Annotated in this window: 13 protein-coding genes; 9 read left to right on the forward strand and 4 right to left on the reverse strand. The window is 37.0% G+C overall.

What is annotated here, in order from left to right; all coding sequences use genetic code 11:
• Positions 1 to 1263: 1263 nt before the first annotated feature.
• From AC6HZ4_RS08015 to AC6HZ4_RS08055, 9 genes are all read left to right on the forward strand, one after another.
• Entirely contained in the window at positions 1264 to 4236 is a 2973-nt protein-coding gene (locus AC6HZ4_RS08015) for an InlB B-repeat-containing protein (RefSeq protein ID WP_497494454.1), read from the forward strand.
• A 60-nt stretch (positions 4237 to 4296) separates the two neighbouring features.
• Positions 4297 to 5376 (forward strand): leucine-rich repeat domain-containing protein, encoded by a 1080-nt coding sequence (locus tag AC6HZ4_RS08020; RefSeq protein ID WP_497494455.1) that lies wholly within the window; start codon positions 4297 to 4299, stop codon positions 5374 to 5376.
• A gap of 74 nt (positions 5377 to 5450) precedes the next feature.
• On the forward strand, positions 5451 to 7784 hold the full coding sequence (locus tag AC6HZ4_RS08025) for an FHA domain-containing protein (RefSeq protein WP_497494456.1): 2334 nt from the start codon (positions 5451 to 5453) through the stop codon (positions 7782 to 7784).
• Positions 7785 to 7800: 16 nt separating this feature from the next.
• A complete protein-coding gene (locus tag AC6HZ4_RS08030; RefSeq protein ID WP_497494457.1) occupies positions 7801 to 8454 on the forward strand; it encodes an FHA domain-containing protein in 654 nt (217 codons plus the stop codon).
• Between the two features lie 3 nt (positions 8455 to 8457).
• Entirely contained in the window at positions 8458 to 9234 is a 777-nt protein-coding gene (locus AC6HZ4_RS08035; RefSeq protein WP_497494459.1) for a PP2C family protein-serine/threonine phosphatase, read from the forward strand.
• A 21-nt stretch (positions 9235 to 9255) separates the two neighbouring features.
• Positions 9256 to 9912 (forward strand): hypothetical protein, encoded by a 657-nt coding sequence (locus tag AC6HZ4_RS08040; protein WP_497494460.1) that lies wholly within the window; start codon positions 9256 to 9258, stop codon positions 9910 to 9912.
• Positions 9913 to 9937: 25 nt separating this feature from the next.
• A complete protein-coding gene (locus tag AC6HZ4_RS08045) occupies positions 9938 to 11938 on the forward strand; it encodes a protein kinase domain-containing protein (RefSeq protein ID WP_497494462.1) in 2001 nt (666 codons plus the stop codon).
• Positions 11939 to 11954: 16 nt separating this feature from the next.
• Positions 11955 to 12395: a hypothetical protein gene (locus tag AC6HZ4_RS08050; protein WP_497494464.1), complete on the forward strand. Its 441-nt coding sequence runs from the start codon at positions 11955 to 11957 to the stop codon at positions 12393 to 12395.
• Between the two features lie 354 nt (positions 12396 to 12749).
• Positions 12750 to 13748 carry a lipase family protein gene (locus tag AC6HZ4_RS08055; RefSeq protein WP_497494466.1) on the forward strand — a complete coding sequence of 333 codons (999 nt, stop codon included), beginning with the start codon at positions 12750 to 12752 and terminating at the stop codon, positions 13746 to 13748.
• A gap of 251 nt (positions 13749 to 13999) precedes the next feature.
• Here AC6HZ4_RS08055 and AC6HZ4_RS08060 read toward each other — a convergent pair whose 3' ends face one another.
• From AC6HZ4_RS08060 to AC6HZ4_RS08075, 4 genes are all read right to left on the reverse strand, one after another.
• On the reverse strand, positions 14000 to 15745 hold the full coding sequence (locus tag AC6HZ4_RS08060; protein WP_497494468.1) for a SulP family inorganic anion transporter: 1746 nt from the start codon (positions 15743 to 15745) through the stop codon (positions 14000 to 14002).
• A gap of 16 nt (positions 15746 to 15761) precedes the next feature.
• Positions 15762 to 16358, reverse strand: a complete 597-nt coding sequence (locus AC6HZ4_RS08065; RefSeq protein ID WP_497494469.1) for a beta-class carbonic anhydrase — start codon at positions 16356 to 16358, stop codon at positions 15762 to 15764.
• 303 nt (positions 16359 to 16661) lie between these two features.
• Complete coding sequence (locus AC6HZ4_RS08070) at positions 16662 to 17243, reverse strand: PepSY domain-containing protein (RefSeq protein WP_497494470.1); 582 nt, start codon at positions 17241 to 17243, stop codon at positions 16662 to 16664.
• Positions 17244 to 17321: 78 nt separating this feature from the next.
• Positions 17322 to 18665, reverse strand: coding sequence for a sensor histidine kinase (locus AC6HZ4_RS08075; protein WP_497494471.1), 1344 nt, complete (start codon positions 18663 to 18665; stop codon positions 17322 to 17324).
• Between the last annotated feature and the right edge of the window lie 4 nt (positions 18666 to 18669).

Consider the following 18669-nt stretch of genomic DNA (forward strand, 5'->3'; position numbering starts at 1 on the left):
ATCGTTAATTTCATATAAGAAGGTATAAACTTTAAATTAGGTTAGCTTTTATATATGAAATTGGTTGAAACATGAAAAAAAGTAAAAAAAGTTTAAAAAAGTATACAATTTATACCATGTTTTTAATATAATAAAAAATGAATGTGAGTTCTTACATATGAGACCGACTTGATTTTGTAATATTTGTTATGAATCTACTCTTCTTACTACTTCATTGGGTTTTTGTGCAATGTCTTGTAAAAACCGCTAAATGCTCTGAAAAAAGTTTGCGAAAGGGGGAATAACGGTTTGTTACCAGAGACTGCAGAGAGGATAGAGGTAAGAAATAGAGAGTAGAGAGTAGAGAGTAAAACATGCTTTCGTTTTCTCTAGAAATCTTTGAAAGGTCTGTGTGTTGTAACATTGGAATAATCATAGCATTTATATAATCTTCTTTTACATTATGAGGTGCCAAATAAGTGAAAATTAGATGGGAGGCCTTCTATTTCCACTTGATTTATGTTCCCTTTGGGTGACCAAGCAATATGTAAAAGTTGTTGGTTCCGGATGTGCATTTCGTCATTTTATCAAAATAGATGGAGAAATGGTTTGTTTACAAAGTTTTTAATACTCGCTTAAATGTCCGATGTTAAGCTTCAATCGCTATTTTAACTAGTAGTTACATAGGGTATAACATGATTCTGCACAATGATACATGTGATGAAATGTCCTCTCCTGATATCCCTACATGAAATGGCTGTTACAATAATATAAATCAGTATGGCACTCATTGTATTGTTTCGGCTGAAATATAGTGTAGTACGTGCAAATTCATTACCATATTTTTTATTTATATGGAGTATTCGAATCTATGTGTCTCCTAGCACAAGTTAAAATGGGAGATCCTTGTTTTACAAGGTCGCCATCTTAGTATACCGGCTGCTCCATATAAAACCGCGGACGGATTTTTGTAAACATATCCCAATCTGAAATGCCAGGATAATGTAAAATGAAGACGTGTGATGAATTACATAATTAACTGAGATATTCCGTATACATCAACAAAATTCAAACCTAAGCTGATAGATTTTTGTGTTTGAGAGAAGTTGATACGGTTCTTTGTCTGTAAAACAAGCATAGCACTTATCTGAGAAGATTTAATAGTGGAGCAATACTATGAATCCCTCCTGCTCAAAGTAGAAGAGTTAAAACATCAAATATTAAATTATTTTTGTCGGCTCTTAATATGTAAGGAAACTTTGGGTTAAGGAGGAAGGCAATTACGTGGCAGAACGAGTGGAAGAACGAAAAGAATTTCTTACAAAGAAAAAATTAGGTATATTTGCTCTCCTTATATTACTTCTGCTATCTTCTATGGCATATGTGACTATGCAATGGGTAGAGGCTAAAGAAATTCGGGAGCATTTAGATCTAGGTAACAAGTATTATGCTGAGGCTCAATATGAAGAGGCAATTATAGAGTACGAGAAAGTCCTCGAGTTGGATGAGAAAAATGTTGAAGCCAGAATTGGATTGGTCAAGTCTTACAGAGCTTTGAATAAGGTTGCTGAGGCCAGAAAGGTCTTGATAGCGGGTATCCAAATAGTTCCTAAGGAACCGAGATTTTATTCGAATCTGGTGGATATATACTTAGCAGAAGGAAATGTTCTAGAAGCAGTTAAGATACTTGACGAGGGGTTATCGACTAGTAAGGATGATAGCTTAATAAAGAAGCGTACAGAGATTTCAAATAATTTAGAACTTACTGTAGATCGTACGTTACTTCAAGTGGATGAAACAGCGAATCTGCAAGTAGTCTATCATTCAAGCGTAATAAATGACGCAGAAGATAAACAAGAAGCGGGATCCGAGCAAGGAGCAGGATCTGGGCAAGAAGCAGGATCTGAACAAACTGTACCTGTAAATGATTCAGATGGCAGTGAAGCAGTTGAGGAAGAACCAAGCAATGAACAGGGTTCCAGTGATTCGGGGAATTCAGATTCAGAACATTCTGGAGAAAAAACGACTAATGTATCTGCAACCTGGTCACTCTCAACTAAAGGACCTGGTTCTTTAGCGAACGAAAAGGGTGAGGCGAATGTATTTAGTGCGAAACAACCCGGAATTGTTCGAGTTACGGCTAAGGTAGGTTCAATTAGTAAGGATGCTACTCTTGAAGTTAAAGATCATGTATTAAGGGAAATTAAGGTCCAAACGTCAACTTCCGCTGCTAAACCATCAGAAGTAGTACAGTTAACAGCTAAAGGGTTCGATGCAAAAGGCGAGGAAATAGAAATTAACCCGGCTTGGAGTATTAAAAGCGGGGCTGGTACTTTAAGTGAAGATACAGGATCTACAAACACATTCACTACAGAGGAAGAAGGAACGACTGAAATTGTAGTTTCACAAGATAAAATCGAAGCTAGCGTCACAATTGCTGTTGAGAAAAAACAATTTGTATTAACAAAGATCTCTAATGGCCAAGGGACAATTCAGTCCAATCCAAACGGTAAAGAGTTTACTGATGGGGATGTAATTACGCTAACAGCTACTCCTGCTCAAGGTTGGGAGTTCAGTCACTGGGCAGGCGATGCTTCAGGTACTGATTCGAAGGTAACAGTAAAGATGGACCAAAACAAAACAGTAGAGGCTGTATTTACAAAAATTCCGGAATATACGATATCATCCAGTGTAGAAGGAAATGGTTCAATTGCTAGATCACCTTCTGATAGTAAATACCTAAAAGGTACCACTGTAACATTGGAGGCAACTCCTGATGAGGGATGGAAGTTTGAACGTTGGGAAGGCGACGTTAGCGCAACAAATCCAAAAGTTACTTTAACAATGGATGGCAATAAAGCTGTACGTGCTATCTTTAGTAGAATCCAAGAAAGCTATCAGCTAACAACAGAAGTAACGGGCGAAGGGTCTATTGATAGAACTCCTAATACTGCCGCCTATGCCGAGGGGACAGAGGTACGTTTAACAGCAACACCAAGAGAAGGTTGGAAGTTTGATCATTGGACTGGAGATGCAACAGGTACGCAAAGTACAGTGACAGTTACAATGGATGGAGAAAAAACGGTTAAAGCGATTTTTGTTAAGGCATCACAAGCACCAGTAGAAACCTATACACTACAAACCTTAGTTGAGGGTGAAGGTACTGTACAGGCGCAGCCTGCACAAGACAAATATGAGGCTGGAACAACTGTTCAGCTAACAGCAACGCCAAAAGAAGGCTGGAAGTTTGATCATTGGACTGGAGATGTAACGGGTACGCAAAGTACAGTGACAGTTACAATGGATGGAGAAAAAACGGTTAAAGCAATTTTTGTTGAGGCACCAGAATCCTATACACTACAAACCTCAGTTGAAGGTGAAGGTACTGTGCAGCCGCAGCCTGCGCAAGATAGCTATGAGGCTGGAGCAACTGTCCAGCTAACAGCAGCGCCAAAAGAAGGCTGGTCCTTTAAGGAGTGGTCTGGAGATGCCTCTGGAGAGACGAATCCGTTATCTGTCCATATGGATAGTAACAAGCAAATTAAGGCTGTTTTCGTTGAACATGGAACAGTAAAGGGAATAGTTAAAAACGCCCGTACAGGTACACCAGCGCCAAGTATAGCGATAAAAGCTAGAAAAGGTGAAGGGGCCGAAACTGGAAATGCAGCCGCGGAGACTACCACAAACAGTGCCGGTCAATACGAATTACGTTTGGCGCCTGGAAAGTATACGTTAGAATTGTCGGGTAACGGATATAACAAAAAGTATGAGCTGGTCGAAGTCCAAAGTGCTGCAACGAACGAACAGGACATAAATATAATGCCAACGAGCGATGGACTTACTGAATTCTCTGTTGTGCTTTCATGGGGAGAACGGCCAGCAGACTTGGATGCTCATTTGAAAGGGCCATTAGCTAATGGAACTGGGCGTTTCCATATCTATTATGGGCAGAGATCTTATACGGAGAATGGGGTTACCTATGCTCAATTAGATACTGATGATACAGACGGTAAGGGACCAGAGACGATTACGGCATTTAAACAAGTTGCCGGTGTCTACAGATACTATGTTTATAACTTCAGAGGCGATGCACCGTTAGCGGGTTCAGGAGCTAAAGTAGAACTTTACAAGAATGGTAACCTCTATCGTACATTCTTGGTACCAGCAGGGGGAACAGAACGGTATTGGCATGTATTTGAGATTGAGAATGGCCAATTACGTACAATTAACATACTGGCAAACAACGAAATGGAATAGAAATGACACAGATATGTCCCTTATGTAATAGGGGGCATATCTTTATTAAGGAGGATTAAGATGAGAATCGGAAAATCTCTGTTACTTGTATTAAGTACTATATTAGTTCTTTTACTAAGCATCACTCAAGTTGCCGCAGCTGCTGAGGAAAAAATTGAGTTTAGTGATAAAAACCTAGAGGATGTCGTTCGAAAAGCAATAGATAAACCTTCAGGAGACCTCTTTGAAAAGGATGTTGAAGGATTAACCTCTCTAGCTGCCCAAAGTAAAAAGATTGAAACCTTAGGCGGGATTGAACATCTTAAGTCGTTAACAGAATTGAATTTGGCCGGAAACAAAATTAATGATGCAGCTCCATTAAAATCGCTATCGGGTCTAAAGGTACTAAACTTAAGTGAAAACCAAATTGAAAATATTAAGCCGCTGAAGGAGCTAACAAACGTAGAGAGATTATATTTGTCTAAAAACCAAATCAGCGATATTAGTGGATTGGAAGAATTAAAATCGCTGGTTATCTTACAGATTGACCATAATAAAATTGACAACATTGTACCTTTGGGCAAACTTACTAAAGTAACAAATCTTTGGATTGACCATAATGAGATTAAGAACATCTCTGAATTGAGAAACATGCAAGAATTACAGGTGCTTCGTGCGAACAATAATGATATTTCTGATGTAGGTCCATTGAGCAGCTTAATAAAATTAAAAGTATTACACCTATCTCATAATCCAATTGGTTATCTTAAGCCATTAAACGGATTATCAGAATTAGAAGTACTTCTTTTAGATGATGGAAAAGTAAGAGAGCTAGATGACCTGCAAAGTTTAACAAATTTAAAAGTCTTAAGCCTAAAAGATAATAATATTGAGGATATCGCCCCTTTACGAACACTAAACAATTTAGAAGAGTTATATTTGAGCGGGAATTCAATTAAGGATTTCACACCGACTGAGTCTTACTACAATACTCTAAAAGTAAAAGATTTTAAACTAGAAGGAACAGAAGAAAGTTCTAAGGATGGAAGCAGCGGAAAAAAGAAAGAAAATAACAATATATTATATCTTTTACTTGGAATTGCAATCCTTCAAGCGGCGGTAGTTGCATTCTTTTTAGTAAAAAGAAATAAAGCAGCGTAAAATCACAAGTTGGTGACATCGTAATGATCTACTGCTTTTAAGTTATTAATTACTGCGTAAGGATGGTACGAAGCATGTACAATACTAATCAACATGTTAAAAGTGTTTTAACAATTTATGTACAAGGTAAACTGGCTAGTACAATCGATATGGAGCACAGTGAGGAAAAAAAGCAATACACGCTAGGAAGAGCAATGGATAATGACATTGTTGTCAACTCCCCCATTGTTTCTTCCCGTCATGCAATCTTTGAAATAAAAAAAGATGGCTGTTATGTGTATGATTCAAATAGCACGAACGGTATACATATCAATGGCAAAAAAATAACAAGTGCTAAGTTAGAAAATGGTTACAACCTCCGAATTGATGACATAAATCAACCTCATAAAGATGGAATTCTAATTGTGTACTCACTATTAGATAACTACAGTGATGAACGATGGAACGAGCTGCATTTAGAATCTAAGGAAACCATAACAATTGGCCGAGACATTTCTAATGATGTACAAATCAGCCATAGTTCCGTTTCAAGAGAGCATGCGAGAATTACAAGGAACGGGGATGCGTTTTTTCTAGAAGACAATCAAAGCACCAATGGCACCTTTTTGAATGGGCGGCTTGTTACATCAAAAACAAAATTGACTCATGATGATGTAATTATAGTTGGTCATACAAAATTAATTTTTCAGTCAACGAAGATTATTTATAATGTGCAATCTAGAGGAATGCGTATTGATGCTATTAACATTACAAAAGATGTGCAGGATTCTAAAGGAGGATTATTTACACATAAATTAACAAAGCGTATTTTAGATGACATTAGTATCAGTGTAAAGTCAGGAGAACTTGTTGCATTAATTGGCGGGAGTGGTGCTGGAAAGTCTACTTTCATGGATAGTTTAAATGGATTTCGCCTGCCGACAGAAGGAACGGTTTTAGTTAATGGTGACGATTTCTACTCTAATTATAATGCGTATAAAAACATAATGGGGTATGTACCGCAGCAAGATATTGTATACGATACATTGACTGTGCGTGAGATGTTAACCTATGCAGCGGAGCTTCGTATGCCTGATGATACAACTGAAGAGGAAATAGCAAATAGAGTGCAAGAAGTTATTAAAGATGTTGAACTTGAGGGCCGAGAGGATTTAGTTATCAAACAATTGAGCGGGGGACAGAGAAAAAGAGCTAGTATTGCTGTTGAATTACTAGCAGATCCTAAATTATTTTTCTTAGATGAACCGACGTCTGGCTTAGATCCAGGCATGGAACGAAATATGATGAAACTTTTACGTAAACTCTCAAACAATGGAAAAACGATTATTCTTATTACACATGCTACAGCAAATCTAAATTTATGTGATAAAGCTATTATTTTAGGTTATGGAGGGAAGCTCTGTTATTTTGGGCCGCCTAATGGAGCATTGGAGTTTTTTAATGTAGAAGATTATGCTGATATTTATGATCTTATCAATAAAGAGTCAGATAAATGGCAAAAGAAGTTTAAAGAGTCAATATATTATAGTTACCATAATTCCTTAGTTCAAAAAGACGTAAAGATGACTGAACAAAAGAATGTGTCCCAAAACAGCAGTTTCAGGCAACTCATTATTTTAACAAAAAGGTATCTAAAACTTACTTTAATTGACAAGCAAAGATTGGCATTTCTTTTGTTACAAGCACCTTTTGTTGCGTTGTTATTAGGCTTTGTTGCAGAAAGAGATTCATTTACATTCTATGAGACTTCCAAACAGGTCATTTTTACGCTTGCTGCGTCTGCTGTCTGGATCGGCCTTTTAAACTCACTTCAAGAAATTACGAAAGAGAATGATATTTATCGAAGAGAACGAGCTGTTAACTTGCATTTAGTTCCGTATATTTTGTCTAAGATTCTTATCTTAGGAACGTTAACTCTAGTGCAATCAGTAGCTTTCATTATCGTATTTCGTTTTGTAATGGATCTTCCTACTAAAACCTTAATTGGTTCGATACAAGTCGAATTGTTTCTTTCTTTCTTCCTAGCAACGATGGCAGCGACTTCTTTAGGTCTTTTTGTATCATCTATAGTAGGAAATTCGGATCGAGCAATGGGGCTGGCTCCTGTTTTGCTCATACCTCAGTTAATCTTCAATGGACTGGTTTTTGACATAGAAGATTTTTCTAAATCAATAATCTCCGATTTCGTGATAAGTAAGTGGGCAGCTAGGGCGTTTAGTATTTCAGTAGATTTAAATGATAAACCTACAGAACTTGAAACTAGTGTACCTGTTCCACCGAGAGATTTACCAGACTACTATGATTATGATATCTCTTTACTTTATCAAAATTGGGGAATTTTAATCGGGATTTCTGTGTTAAGTATCATGCTTAGCCTATTTGTTTTAAAGCAAAAAGACAAACAATAAGGATGGAGTAGAAAATATGGACAATTTATACATTTATTTACTTATCGGGTTCATTATTATTATGAATGTTTTCTTAGTATTTTTAATTAAAAAAAAGGCACCGCAACAGGCAGTGAAAGTATCCAATCCAACACGTGAGATTATTGAGAAACCAGTTGAGCAACATGCAAAGACAGAAGTGTTGGGGCAAGGTAATAGGAGTGTAAAGCCAGCGGCGGTATCCACGGATAAAACGGAAATGTTGGGAAGTATCGGAAATTTATCTTCTGATGAGAAGCAGGCTCTCAAAAACGGTGTGTCTGCAGTAGCTCAAACAGTTATTTTGCATGAAGCAAACGAACAGGCCGCGGTAAGCAGCGAAACAAAAACATATGGAATTTTGCACTATAAAAGCAAGGACCAGAATGTTGAACTAGCTTTATCAGAGGAAACAACATTGATAGGAAGAGATCCGGCGATTTGCGATGTAGTTTTAGAAAATGATAGTTATGTAAGCCGAAATCATGCTCTATTATATAAAAAAGGAGAAAAAATCTTCTTGGTTGATTTAAATAGTGCAAATGGCTCATATATAGACGGGGAACAATTTAAAGGCCAAAGAGAAATTAATTATAATATGAAGTTCAAAATTGGCAAAACTGAAATGGAACTATACTCATTGGAGGGATGAGTTTTGGATTTAAATATTAGTCTTCTTGAAGAAACAAAACCATTCTTCAAGATTCGCTTTGGCTCATATACAGATAAGGGAAAGAGAGAGGAAAATGAAGATTCTCTCCTCCTTTATCACGATAACATCCTTTATTCATTTGGGATTGCGGATGGAGCCGGCGGTCATGCATTAGGGAAACAGGTAAGTGAAATAACGGTAAAGGCTATAGAAAATGAGCTGAAAAATAACAATGAGTATTCAATAGACTATATATATAAGCTATTACAAAGGAAATACGACCAAATTAATAATCATATTTATTCATATAGTATGTCTTCCGGCAATGTTATGGTAACAACCTTATCTATGATCAATATTGTAGGATATCGAATGATTATTAGTAATGTAGGAGATACAAAAATTTTTAGAATAAGGGATAAGAAACTAACATTATTGTCTAAAGTCCATACAGTAGCCTGGTCACAGTTTGAGCTTGGCTTGATTAATGAGAAACAATTAAACGAGCATAAGCAAAAGCACGTTTTAACGAAAGGTATAGGGGGAGCAGAGAAAATATCCCCTTATTTTGCTAAGGAACTCGCAGAGGATCATGATATCTACTTAATCTGTTCAGACGGTGTATATAACTTTTTATCTGAGGAAAAAATGATAGAGTTATTTTGTACAGAGAGAACGTATACAAATCAGGAATTGGACGAAATTTGTAAAAAATGTGTTTCTATCGCTTTTCAGAATCAAGCTGATGATAATATGTCAATTATTGCCGTTCAAATATGAGAGATAAGTAGGGAATTGTCAATGAAAAAATATGTTTTAATTAGCAGCTTGCTTTTATGCTTGCTTGGTGTATTTATTTACCTGATTTCTCCAGTAAAGGAGATTGAAAAAACTGAGTATCAAAGTACTACTCTTCAATCCCTGCTTAAAGGTGTTCAGGGAAAAGATTTAGTTGTGCAACTTAGTCAATCAGAATTTCAAATCAACTATCGGTTTTCCGAAAAACTTTTGAATGAGTTTATTAAAAATCAAATTCATCTTGCGGATCATGAGATAGAGGAAATGGAACTTGAACTTAAACCGAACCTTATTAAGTTACATGTAAATAAGAAGTTAGGGTTCCTTCAAACTCAATATATCATTGAATTAAAGCCAAAGGTTTCAGATGGTGTGCTATCTCTACAAGTCATTGACAGTAAAATGGGCAGGCTGCCTCTGCCGTCTTCGCTCATTTTGAGTAGAATCAACTTAGAGGATATTCCTTCTGTAGAAATAGTGGGTGATCAAATGGTTTTATTCAAGGATCTTCCTAAAGCAATTCAATTTCAGGATTTAGAAATATCAGACAAAACCGTTAAGGTGGTAATGAATACAAAGATAACATCAATTACAGATCTTATGGAGATAGGGGCTTTTATGATTCCTTATGGGATTAATCTTATAGAAAAGTTCAACTGATCCCTTTCTGCCCAGGAGGTATAAAATGGAATTGGAAATAAATAAAATTTTTGACGGAAAGTATAAAATAATAGACGTCCTTGGCGAAGGTGGAATGGGCAAAGTTTATCTTGTTCAAAATACTAATCTAGGTAATCATTGGGCCATCAAACAGGTAAGTAAGCATACAAACGGAAATATTGATTTCTTAGCTGAGCCCAATATCATGAAAAAGCTAAATCACCCTTCCTTACCAAGAATTTTTGATATCGTAGAAGATGATAATTATATTTACATCATATTAGATTACGTTGAAGGAACATCCCTTGATAAACTGCTGCTTAACGGACAAAGATTCTCTGAACGACAGGTAATAGAGTGGGCAAAGCAAATTTGTGAGGTGTATAATTACCTGCACAAATTAAAGCCTCACCCTATTATTTATCGTGATATGAAACCTTCAAACTTAATGGTAACCCCCAATAATGACATTAAAGTAATTGACTTTGGTATTGCGCGTGAATATAAGGTTGAATCTAAAAGCGATACAATGTATCTGGGAACTGAAGAGTATGCAGCGCCTGAGCAGAAAGGGGGAACCGCTCAAACAGATGAGCGAAGTGATATTTACAGTTTAGGGGTAACATTATTTCATACCGTTACCGGCAAGCGTCCTTATGAGGAACCTTACGGGGTTTTACCTATACGAAGTTTAGACCCGAACCTTTCGGAAGGTTTGGAGTACATTATCGAAAAATGTACAAAATTAGACCCTGATCAGAGGTATCAAAATGCAATCTCTTTATTACAAGATTTAAAAAATATCGAGAAGCTTTCCAAATCGTATAAAAAACAACGTCTGGCTAAAAGAATTCAGATGTCAGGGCTAGTCGCTTCTTTAACTTTTTTCAGCTATTTAACACTCGCCGGAATCGATCAACTTAGGGAAGAGAAAGCACTCGCATATGACAATCTTGTTAGTGAAGCAACTGCTAATATTGACAGATCACAATTTCCGCAAGCGAAAGAAAAGCTAGAAAAAGCAATGGATTTAATGCCTGACAATATTAGTGCGTATCGGCAGGTTGCGCGATCTCTTATTGTAGAAGGGAAATATGAAGAGGCTATCAATTACATTACAAACGAAGTATTTAAAAATGTAGCGGACAGTGAACTAGACAGTGAAATGTACTATTTAATAGGTACAGCAGCCTTTGAAATGAAGGATTATGAGAAAGCAATCCAAGGTTTTGAGAAAGCCAAGAGCCTGTCTAATGGAAGTTCTAAATATTATAGAGATCTATCAATAAGCTATGCAAGATCGGGTGATTTCCAAAAAGCAAATGAAACCTTGGCAAAGCTCCAAAAACTGGATTCAGACAAAGCGTTGAACCTCTATGTTACAGGTGAGATACAGGCTGCACAATCAAACTATAATGATGCCCTTAACAGCTTTAAGGAAGCACTAGCAGCCAGCAATAATGAAACCATAAAATATAAATCATTTATTGCTTTAGCAAACTTATATAAACATTTCCAAAAAGAATTACATGATGATAACGTTAATCAAAGAATCGCTGTACTCGAAAAAGCTAGCAGCGAACTAAAAAATAAGAATGATGTCATTGTTACAGAACTGCTCGCGGAAGCCTATCATGATAAAGCAGTTTATGAGGACAACAATCGTGACTTGTTTGTAAAGTCCATTGAAAAGTTTCAATTCTTGTTAGACCAAGGATACCAGAGGCCGTATATCTATTTAAATATCGCCATTATCTACCAGCTCATGCAGGAGTACAGTGAAAGCGAAAAGGTATTGTTAAAGATGATTGAATTATACCCGAATAACCATACAGGCTACGTACAACTGGCATTGCTCTATATAGAAATGGAAAATCAAAAACCAATAGCCGATAGAAACTATGATAAAACCGTGAAATATTATGAATTGGCTGTAAAAAACAGTCCAGATGGAACAAATACCCCTGAAATCGTTCCACTCCATAAACTTATTTTAGAGCTTAAAGAAAAAGGATGGATAAAATAGGAAGGTGTTGAACCTAATGCTATCAAAAGCTATGGTCATGGTAGTAATCGGTATCATTGGAATAATTGTTTCAGTGGTCTTGTTGCTTCGAGCAATATTTAAGCCTTCGGCTAAAGCTATTAAGCAGCCTATTCACAGCGTTGAAACAGAAAAGCTGTTAGAGAGTACGGGAACTCCTCAACCAGCGGCAGTAGAGGCAACAAAAACATTAGATGAAACTAGAATACTAGAAGCAACAGCGCATTTACATTCTGCCGTTAAAAATGAACATGCAGTAGAGACAACTCTATTGTCAACCAATGAAGAGAAGAAAAGCAGTATAGAAATACCGACTATCCTATTGTTGGATGAAGAGCAGGAAGAGAAAACTCAATCTAATTTTAATAAAAGTACTACAGACGAAGGAAATAGTGTAGCCGCAACAGTTTTATTAAAAGCGGAGGAACAGGAAATGTAGGGGTTCAAAGTAACAGGTGCTTTAGATCCTGAACCCGCATTCCATTACAAATTGCAAAGGGCTGGAAAGGAAAAGATTTCCGTGCCACAAGGGAATATGCAATTATTTTGATGAATGCAAATACGCGTGTTCTACAATACATACGGCGAATTGTGTACTGCTGAAGCCTTTAGAAGACTAAATCGGATTAAGGGCATTGGAATAGAAAAACTTCACCTGCGGATGATTCGGCACACGTTTTGTAGGAATTACAATTTAAATGATGGAGCTATCTTTACACTTCAAAAGATTGTATGAAAACGGTACGATGATATTTACAGATGAAGACAAATGGAAAAGGAGGTTCATTATATTATGAGGAAACATCTGTTAAAAAAAATTAGTTTAGTAGTTCTTTTGTTCACTCTTTTCTCCTCCTCATTGGTAACACCGACTCAAGCAGCTTACAGTGACAATCCCAACGGTTTGTATTATACGTTATCAGATGAGGTGTATAACGGAAAGTCAGCCCTTCAGGATAAGCTTATTGCCCTTTATGGTAAGTATGCTTCTGGTACTCCAAGGTTTAAAGTGATTGATTATATTGATATTAATAGTCATATCGACAGTGACGGTACGTTAAGGCATCCCATGGGAGCACTAAAGCCGGGGAAAACGCAAAAGTTTGAGAAGACAGGATTTAGTGCAGCTGCAGTTGTTAGTGAAGGCAGGTCGAAATTATTTATCGTGTTCACTGGAAGCAATGACATGTATGATTATACTGCAGCTGGAAAAGCCGTTTCTGCAATACCGCCGGGACAAGAATATCAAGCACAGCTCTATGTGAACTACATTTACCAAAAATTCAAAAAATATCAAGGGTATAAGTGGTACTTTACGGGGCATTCTTTAGGAGGCTGGCTGGCAGCCAAAATGGATTTAGATATTCGTGCCGCCAGATGGTTAAATGATCCTAGTGTATTGGTGTACGGCGGAGCTATTGGCAAATCAACTATAAGTGGAGTTTATACATTCAATGCACTTCCTATTAGCAAAGTCAGTGTTTCTGCTGCTCAGTGGAATGCAAACAAAAATGGCCTATACAATAAATATGTCAAAAATCTTTATTTTGAAAATGAGTGGCTAAATGGAGTGTCCGACATGCATACCGGCCAATTAGCTTATATCGGAACCAATGAGAGTATTAATACAGGAATCAAATACTATAGTACGCTTGGTTATAGACCATCTGCTATTATATCTGCAAACCTCGCAAATTATTACTTATATAATGCCTTGTCTCTAAATCCTGATCAACGGGCTGTTACAAATGCTCACGATATAGACAACTTCAAAAACAGAGTTAGCTATTAAGCAGTTTGTTCAACTAATAAAAAATTTCAATAATTTTTACCAGGGAAGCCTATTTTAAGGCTTCCTTTTTGGATTCTGACGAAAAAACCCCCTTGATCAAGGGGGGGTAGCAATGGGTTTACAGGGTATTCTATGTTTTCTTATACAAATCCTGTAACGCAGAAAAATTTAAATTCAAGTTGTTAATTTGCTCAGCATTACACTACAGTTTGGATAAAGCAGTGTATCCTCTAAAAATGTGCATGCCGCCATTATGTCATAAGCAGCTTTGCTTCCTTTTGGTTGGTCTTAACTGTTTGCTGGGACAACTTGGAGCATTCGCTAAAAGCAAACTGTTTACAACCTATACACTTTTTAGTCTCTAATTGTGCCAATGCGTAGTTGAGTGCGTCGCCTGTACGGTCAAAAAAGTATTTTTCTCCGATCTCTTGATGCAATCCGGTTCTCCAAAGCAATTCCTTTGGCTGTTGTTGAATGCCGGATATAAGAATGGTCCTATTTTGTTCTTTGAATCGTTTCGCAATATTCAAAAGCATAGCTTCCCCCGAGGTATCAATAAAGGAAACTTTACTCATGCGTAATAGCAGCACCCTTGGCTTAGATTGGATAATATTCTCAATCGATTTTTCGAATACTTCAGTGGATCCAAAAAATAGGGAGCCCTCGATTGTGTAAATACTGATTTGAGGACAGTTAGAGCCTTTTTCAACGATTTCGGATTTTACCAGCTTATCAGATGGATCCGGCAGTACTTTCGAAATGATTAGAGCCTCGCTCATTTTCTTCACAAATACAATAACGGCTAAGAGCAATCCAGCTCCAACAGCTGTTGTAAGGTCGGTAAAAACGGTCAGAAGAAAAGTAACAATTAGCACTGCAGAATCGGCCGTTTTGGTTTTTAGCACATGTACAAATTCTTTTCGTTCGCTCATATTCCATGCTACGAACATTAAGATAGGCGCCATGCTTGCCAGCGGAATATGAGATGCATACGGTGCTAAAAGCAGCAGCACAAGCAGCACAACAAGTCCGTGTATGATTCCAGACATAGGAGAAACTGCCCCATTTTTTATATTGGTAGCCGTTCTTGCAATCGCTCCTGTGGCAGGAATTCCTCCAAATAATGTTGCAGCAATATTGGCTACCCCTTGTCCAATCAGTTCTTTGTTGCTGTTATGTTTGCCGTTCGTCATACTGTCCGCTACAAGGGCGGATAAAAGAGATTCAATTCCCCCCAGCATCGCAATTACACAAGCAGCAGGAAAAAGCATGACAATCGTTTCCCATGTAATATCAGGAAATTGAAAACTAGGTAATTGACTTGGAATCGACCCGAAAGTCGAACCAATTGTTGCTACTTGATTAGGGAAGAAGAAGATAGCCACTAAACTGGATACGCTCAGCCCCAGTAACGCTCCAGGAATCTTCGGGAAAAACTTTGGCGTTAAGATAACAATTGCTAGGCAAATGCAGGCAGTTATCACGCTGTATATATTGATCGTTTCCAGATTCATGACGATTTCCTTCATATTCAAATGAAACTCTTCATGTTTTTTAACATTGCGAAGCCCTAAAAAGTTCGCAATTTGCCCGGAAAAGATAATAACTGCTATTCCTGCAGTAAACCCAATCGTAACAGGACGGGGGATGAATTTGATAAATCTCCCCAGTTTGAAAACTCCCAGCAGAATGAGGATAATCCCTGCCATAAACCCGGCAATTAACAGGTTCTCATATCCATATTGCATGACAACTCCAAATAAGATAGGAACAAACGCTCCAGTCGGACCCGCAATTTGATATTTGGAACCGCCTAAAAGAGAAACAAGAATTCCGGCGATAATCGTCGTGTAGATTCCATACTCCGGTCTCACCCCGGAAGCAATGGCAAAAGCCATTGCTAAAGGAATCGCCACAATTCCAACTATCAATCCGGCAACGAGATCTTTCCGAAAATGACCTAGATTGTATCCATAAAACCTGTTAGAGGTAATCACTTATAACATCCTCCCTTTACATACTGAGTATTTCATTGTTTTCAGGATTAACATTGCTATATCCATCTACAACAAGATCTAATTTACCCGTTTCTGGGTGGATGACCAGACCGTGAACGGCAATATTATCTGGCATTAAAGGATGATTTTTGATCAAATGGACACTATTTGTGACACTCTCCTCTACGCATTGAAAGCCTGTCAGCCATGCAGATAAATCAATACCGGCATTCGATAGGGTACCGATTCGATCTTCGCTAACTCCATTTTTCTTTGCAGCCTCAAGAATGGAAAAAGATTGAAGGCCTACCATGCCGCACCCGTGATGTCCAATCACACACACTTCTTCAGCTTTCAATTCATAAATGGCTACAAGAATACTGCGCATAATGCTGCCAAAAGGGTGAGAGACAACAGCTCCAGCATTTTTAATAATTTTAGCATCTCCATTTCTCAATCCCATTGCTTTTGGCAGCAATTCCAATAAGCGGGTATCCATGCAAGTTAAAATGACTAGTTTTTTGTCTGGATATTTCGTGGTATGGAATTCTTTATATTCTTTTTGATCTACAAAAGTATTGTTGTAATCTAAGATTCTAGAAATAATAGACATTTGTTTTTCCCCTTTCTATTCCTTTATCTTTTCTCTTAATTTAAAAAATTTAAAGCAAGTATTCTGCAAAAAAGCTATATAAAAATATAGATTCCTGAGCATCCTCCTTTTATTTAAGCCTAATTCCACCTTAAAGCTTCTAAATTAAAGGGAAATAATAGAAACATTAGAATTTGATGAGAATTCTTTTAGAAATCAAAGAAAAAGGGAGTGCCCTATAACTTCTAGACTCTCCCTCTACTGTTTCGATCTTGATCGCTTACTCAATTCTTCTTTGCTTTCATTTCACTTCAAATGGAAAGATCAATCAGCCCACGATATGGAAAGAACTTCTCCTGTATGAGCATTGATTTGTATGTCTATTTCTTCTTCTTTATTTGTCTCAACTTCTATTTCGTATATAAAAGAACCATTGTGATTCTCTAAGTCAATGCTATTGAATGTTCCTTTTACTTTAGAAAGGGCAATTTCTCTTGCTCTATCTAAACTAATTGCTACTAGGGACGCCTTACTTTCGGACAATTCTTCATCTTTCGTTTCTTCAGAAGAAAAAGAGACAATCTCTTCGTTTTCAATGGTTGCTGAAGTCTCAGATGTATCTTTTTTCAATTGTGTTAAATGTAAAATCTCCCCTGAATAAGCATCTACTTGTAATGCATACACCCTATTTTGATCTTGCAAATCTACCTTATATATTTTATTTCCTGTTTTTTCACTAAGCTTTATATCCTCAATCTTTCCTGGGTATTTTGTTTGAATGCTTTTTTTTACTTCTGCAGCAGTCAGCATCTTTTGGTCTCTATCTGCAAATATTTGCTGAACATCAGCAACAATGAACACAATTGCTAGAAAGCTGAAAAGAAAAACAATTTTTTTTGGGTTCATATGATTTCACCTAATAAGAGAGTTTTCTTTCGATATAAAAATGACATTTCCCCTTAAAAATTAATGAGAAACCATTGGTTATTTCGGTAAAGTTACAGTAAAGCTTGCTCCTTCTCCCTCTTTGCTAACAACATCTATGTTTCCTCTATGAGAATCTACAATTCGTTTTGCAATTGATAAGCCCAGCCCAGTCCCGCCAGTTTCCCGGTTTCTCGCTTTATCGACCCGATAGAAGCGATCAAAAATATGTGCGATATCTTCTTTCGGTATGCCGATGCCATGATCCTTCACAGTGAAAAAAACGTGATCGTTCTTATATCCAACATATAACTCAATAGATGATGTACTGTATTTTAACGCATTATCAAGTAAGATAAACAACAGTTGCTTCATTTTTTGCTCATCTGCATTTGCTACTACTCTATCATGTCGAGTGTATACAGAAATGTGCTGGCCATAAACACTTTTAATCAGTTTACTTGTCTCGTTACTAAGGGAAACAAAGTCCACCTGTTTTATATCTAAATTCCATTCTGCATCATGATTTGCAAGCATGAGCATTTGCTTTGTCATTTCTTGCATTCTGACGGCTTCTGAATAGATTGCCTCCACAGATTCTTCTAATAGGTTCGGATCTTTCATCCCCCATCGTTTCAGCATACTTGCGTAGCTTTCAATAATAGTTAACGGTGTTTTTAATTCATGAGAAGCATCAGAAACGAATTGCTGTTGTTTTTCAAAGTTTTTTGCCAAAATGTCCATCATCTTATTAAACGTACTTCCTAATTTGTATAATTCATCTTTTGATTGTGTTTTTAGCTCAAGCTTTTTAAATATACTCTTTCGTTGAATTTCCTCCATCGTCTCAATCATTGAATTGATTGGTTTTAAAATGATATTGCTTAGCATTCTGCCGGCTAAAAATGATGGAATCAGAACAACAAGTGAAGCGACAGTTAACACGAGCCTCAAAATTTTCAAACTTTCATATGTAGATGCCAAACTTTCTGTAACTTCTAACATCACAATATTTCCATCGTGCCATATGATCGGAAAGCTCGCAATGGCATACTGAACTCCATTGACTGATTTCAATTCAACTGTTTGGGAATTTTTAAATGTTGGTTCAAGCTCTGTAAATACCGTTTCCTTTGTAATGTTCATAATGGGATGTGAGTCCTCATTCACAACACGAATCATTCCATTCAATGGTAAGCGTACTTTCAAAATATCGTATACAATCATGTGATTCGCAGCAGATTTCACTGCTCCAGCAATCGTTTCAGCTTGTAAACGAACGTGATCTAATTTATCGTCCGTTGTAATTTTGTAAAATAAAAAATAGATGGATGTATTAATTGTAAGGCTGATCACGAGCAGCCAAACAGTTGAAAACAAATGGATTTTATTTCGGATATTCATAAAA

Source organism: Ectobacillus sp. OTK, from assembly GCF_059698935.1.

What these genes read in the sequence shown, in the direction of transcription:
- AC6HZ4_RS08020 (WP_497494455.1), top strand. Translation starts at nt 4,297, where the DNA reads ATGAGAATCGGAAAATCTCTGTTACTTGTATTAAGTACTATATTAGTT.
- AC6HZ4_RS08025 (WP_497494456.1), top strand. Translation starts at nt 5,451, where the DNA reads ATGTACAATACTAATCAACATGTTAAAAGTGTTTTAACAATTTATGTA.
- AC6HZ4_RS08030 (WP_497494457.1), top strand. Translation starts at nt 7,801, where the DNA reads ATGGACAATTTATACATTTATTTACTTATCGGGTTCATTATTATTATG.
- AC6HZ4_RS08040 (WP_497494460.1), top strand. Translation starts at nt 9,256, where the DNA reads ATGAAAAAATATGTTTTAATTAGCAGCTTGCTTTTATGCTTGCTTGGT.
- AC6HZ4_RS08045 (WP_497494462.1), top strand. Translation starts at nt 9,938, where the DNA reads ATGGAATTGGAAATAAATAAAATTTTTGACGGAAAGTATAAAATAATA.
- AC6HZ4_RS08050 (WP_497494464.1), top strand. Translation starts at nt 11,955, where the DNA reads ATGCTATCAAAAGCTATGGTCATGGTAGTAATCGGTATCATTGGAATA.
- AC6HZ4_RS08055 (WP_497494466.1), top strand. Translation starts at nt 12,750, where the DNA reads ATGAGGAAACATCTGTTAAAAAAAATTAGTTTAGTAGTTCTTTTGTTC.
- AC6HZ4_RS08065 (WP_497494469.1), bottom strand. Translation starts at nt 16,358, where the DNA reads ATGTCTATTATTTCTAGAATCTTAGATTACAACAATACTTTTGTAGAT.
- AC6HZ4_RS08070 (WP_497494470.1), bottom strand. Translation starts at nt 17,243, where the DNA reads ATGAACCCAAAAAAAATTGTTTTTCTTTTCAGCTTTCTAGCAATTGTG.
- AC6HZ4_RS08075 (WP_497494471.1), bottom strand. Translation starts at nt 18,665, where the DNA reads ATGAATATCCGAAATAAAATCCATTTGTTTTCAACTGTTTGGCTGCTC.